General features: G+C 61.6%; 6 protein-coding genes. 1 reads left to right on the forward strand and 5 read right to left on the reverse strand.

Going from position 1 to position 3,599, the window contains the following annotated elements:
• The coding region (locus tag VEK15_22380) for a PQQ-binding-like beta-propeller repeat protein (protein HXV63465.1) at positions 1-653 on the forward strand (653 nt) is incomplete at its 5' end.
• A gap of 1 nt (position 654) precedes the next feature.
• Here the strand turns inward: VEK15_22380 and VEK15_22385 are convergent.
• The 5 genes from VEK15_22385 to VEK15_22405 form a co-directional block, all read right to left on the reverse strand.
• Positions 655-984 (reverse strand): type II toxin-antitoxin system PemK/MazF family toxin, encoded by a 330-nt coding sequence (locus VEK15_22385; protein HXV63466.1) that lies wholly within the window; start codon positions 982-984, stop codon positions 655-657.
• Entirely contained in the window at positions 981-1,217 is a 237-nt protein-coding gene (locus tag VEK15_22390; GenBank protein ID HXV63467.1) for a ribbon-helix-helix domain-containing protein, read from the reverse strand. Before VEK15_22390 ends, VEK15_22385 begins: the two co-directional genes overlap by 4 nt.
• A 258-nt stretch (positions 1,218-1,475) precedes the next feature.
• Positions 1,476-1,748 carry a DUF2283 domain-containing protein gene (locus VEK15_22395; GenBank protein HXV63468.1) on the reverse strand — a complete coding sequence of 91 codons (273 nt, stop codon included), beginning with the start codon at positions 1,746-1,748 and terminating at the stop codon, positions 1,476-1,478.
• 540 nt (positions 1,749-2,288) lie between these two features.
• Positions 2,289-2,897 carry a YkgJ family cysteine cluster protein gene (locus VEK15_22400; GenBank protein HXV63469.1) on the reverse strand — a complete coding sequence of 203 codons (609 nt, stop codon included), beginning with the start codon at positions 2,895-2,897 and terminating at the stop codon, positions 2,289-2,291.
• Positions 2,860-3,599: amidohydrolase family protein (locus tag VEK15_22405; protein HXV63470.1), on the reverse strand; the 740-nt coding region annotated here is incomplete at its 5' end. The genes VEK15_22405 and VEK15_22400, both read right to left, overlap by 38 nt.

Consider the following 3,599-nt stretch of genomic DNA (forward strand, 5'->3'; position numbering starts at 1 on the left):
GGCCGACGGATGCGATTCGCGAGTCTCCCGATTCCTATACCACGCCGGCTCTCCTGGAATACGACGGCAAGAAAGAGCTCGTGATCACCGGCGGCGACGTCGTCACCGGCCACGACCTCGACACCGGCGAGGAGCTCTGGCGGGCGGACGGGCTCAACCCGGACAACGACGCCAATTACCGCATCGTCGCCTCACCGGTGGTGATGGAGGGCATCATCTACGCCCCCACCCGAGTACGCCCCATGCTCGCGCTCAAGGCCGGAGGCAAGGGAGATGTGACGTCAAGCCATCGTCTCTGGGATTTCGATGACGGGCCAGATGTACCCACGCCGGTGACTGACGGAAAGTATCTCTATATCGTCAACGATCGCGGGATCCTGTTCAGCCTCGACGCGAAGACCGGCGAGACCATCTGGGGTCCCGAGCGCATCGCCTCGGGGATCTACAGCGCATCGCCGGTTCTCGCCGACGGAAAGATCTATGCGACTAGCGAGGACGGCATCACGACCGTCGTGAAAGCGGGGCCGGCTTTCGAGGTTCTCGCCGAGAACAACCTCGAGAGCTATACCCTCAGCTCACCGGCGATCTCGCGCGGGCAGATCTTTCTCAGGACGGAAGACTACCTGTACTGCATCGGTGAGCCCTCGGAATGAGCTAGGTGATTTCCAGTGCTTTCGCGAGAGCCTGGTTCAGCGCCTCGAGCTTTGCGCCTTTGAGTTGGCTCACGTACCCGGTGAGCTTTGACTTGAACATCAACGTCAGAAAATCGCAGCGTATCGAACACTCTTTCGGGAACCCTTCGTCGCGCCCCACCGTGACCTCGGTCGAGAGCCCGAGCACATTGCTGTAAAGGGGCGCACAGATCACCGTCGATACATCGTCGTTCTCGGCGATGAACGAACGGGACACCACGACGTAGAAGCCGGGCTTGTGACCTCGTTCCGGCAGGCGTTCTCCGGTTCGATAGATCTCTCCACGTTTCACGACTTGGCCTGTTCCGAGATCAGGGCGGCCAACTCCTTGTCCAGACGATCTTTATTCGCGTGAAGGATCGCGCGCTCGCGTTCTTCCTCTGCTCGCTTTCGCGTGAGACGTGCGTACTCTCTAATCGCGGCGCGTACCAGGGCGGAGCGACTGGAGAACGTATTCGTCCTTTCGTAGAGCTCGTCGATGAGGGCCAGGGTCTCGTCGTCGACAGTGATCGCTATTGTTCTCATATTGATAAGTATATTGACAAGGATGCCTCCTATCAATGTTGGTAGCCCGGTTTGACGCTACAAGGCTCCACGATCGGAACGTTACTCTCCTCCGACAGCTGTCGAGCGGGATGAACGATTCGCGACAGTTGAAAGGCCGGGAGAATCTGTGCGGGGGTGTGCTCAGATCGGCTCGGCGAACACGATGTTCATCGATTGTGTGATCGATCTCACCTTGCGTAGAACCAAGCAAGAGGAGAGACGGGGAGCGACAATCGCCTAGGCGGCGAGCAAAGGCTTCAGCGTCGCTTCCTTGATGGGGTCCAAACCGTACTCCTCGAGAACCTTGTTGACATCGTCCAGAGTCACGAGGAGCGGCGCGGTCAACTCGACGCCGATGAGCTTTCCATCCATGTTGATATCCAGGATCATCCCTGGCTCGACACGACGGCACTTCGCACGCTTCTCGTTTGGCTTGCTGGGAAGATGGAGGTAGGCGGCAAAAGGACTGCCATCTTCTCGATAGGTAACTCTCAATCGGATCTGTTTCATCGGTTCACGTCAGAAGCGGTGACGACCACCAGGAGTTTCTTTTCGGCTACGGGTTCGACGATGACCTCCCATGGCCTCCCTTGGCCTCCCTTGGAATCGTGTTTCGATCCGCCATCGCCCCCTCTGCAACATCTGGACGAAAGCTTGTCGCACGCTCCATCATACGACGGAGGTCGACCTCGGTAAATCCCCGCACAGGCATGCTCTCGAGGGCGTGGTCGGAGATCTCGATCTCCCAGGTCCAACAAGAGGGCCAAGTGCGTTTCCGTCTCGTCATCGTCTTCGGATTCTATGAGAATGTCTCGGGACTTTTTAGAGACGCACCGGCATTCTCGGCGACTCGCGGTCCGATGGAGCCTCTTCTTCGGACCCACGCATCTCCATCGAGGGTGGAGAACGTTGAGCCCATCGAGACGTGGTCGCCCGGTCGCGTACTGCGGACGATTGTGTGATCCGTGCGACGTTGGATCGACTCGGGGGGGCTCTATCGGCCCGGCGGCGAAGCCCGTGAAGGGCTGACGCGTCTGCAGGGTCGGAGATTCATCGATCGCCGAGCGCGATGGCGGCGGCGATCACGGTTTCGGCGTCGTGATCCAGCAATGCGATGAGATCGCCCTCGAGGTACTCCGGGTCGGGCTCGATCGTCGCTCTCCGCACGTCACACTCCCCTGCATTGGTGAAGTTCAGCCGGCAGGGAGGCAAGCGCTCGTCTTCCTGAACGACGGGAAGGCCGAAGCTCCGGCACGCGAGCGGCCGGTGCGCGTAGAGGAGACAAGCACCGGTTCCTGGGTCGAGTACCGGGCAGGGGATTGAGGCGAATGTCTCACAGAAACTCTCCCGCGCGCGATCATCGTCAGCGAGAAAGCCGGTCGACGTGTCACCGGGGAAGCTCGGACGGAGGTAGTCCCATTGGGTGCGGGCGCGCTTTTCGACGAGGCGCGCCATTTGAACCGGAAGGTTCGCGAGACCTCTTCGGAGCCGCGCCGCGTCCAGCGCCGAGATCTCGAACGGCCCGATGCAACACTCGGTACAGCCGAGGTGGCACGTGACGTGGTGCCCCGCGGCGGTCTCTCCCCGCCTCACCTCGGCGTCGAAGCGGTCGAGCAGGATCTCATCGAGTCGAACGAGCCTTTCCCGTGAGATCGTCACGGTAGACGACGCCTCCTTTCATCACGAAGCGCACCCGCTCGAGCTCGGAGATATCTCGCAGCGGATCTCCCTCGACGGCCACGAGGTCGGCGAGCTTGCCGGCCTCGATCGACCCGACGCGATCGTCCCACCCCATGATGCGCGCCGAGAGGCTGGTGGCGGAAACGATCGCCTGCATGGGGGGCTCGCCTTCCTCGACGCGCATCGTAAGCTCCCTGGCGTTGAGGCCGTGAGGAAAGACACCGGCGTCGGTGCCGAAGCCGATGGGCAATCCCGCGGCGAGCGCGCGGCGAAAGGTACGGTTGCGAAACTCCGACATGCGACGGGACCGTTCGATCTCGGATGCCGGGATCCCGAGCTCTTCACCGCCATGCACCACCGCGGCGCCGACGTACAGAGTCGGCACGTAGAACGTGTGCGCGTTCTCCTTCAGCATCGCGATGCCCTCGTCGTCCATCATCGATCCATGATCGACCGTCCGCACCCCGGCGCGGATGGACGCCTTGACGCCGTCGGCCCCATGAGCGTGGGAAGCGACGAAGCGGCCCCAGCGCCTGGCCTCTTCCACCGCCACCGCGAGCTCCTCGTCGGAGTATTGCTGCGCTCCGGGGGAAATGCCCTTGGAGAGAACCGCGCCGGTGGCGAGGATCTTGACGAAGTCGGCACCGTGCTTGAAATTCGTGCGCACGGCGTGGCGAACGG

This window comes from Vicinamibacteria bacterium (assembly GCA_035620555.1).
In the GTDB taxonomy this organism is placed as follows: domain Bacteria; phylum Acidobacteriota; class Vicinamibacteria; order Marinacidobacterales; family SMYC01; genus DASPGQ01.

Coding starts and splice junctions, on each gene's coding strand:
- VEK15_22390 (HXV63467.1), bottom strand. CDS start 1,217: ATGAGAACAATAGCGATCACTGTCGACGACGAGACCCTGGCCCTCATC.
- VEK15_22395 (HXV63468.1), bottom strand. CDS start 1,748: ATGAAACAGATCCGATTGAGAGTTACCTATCGAGAAGATGGCAGTCCT.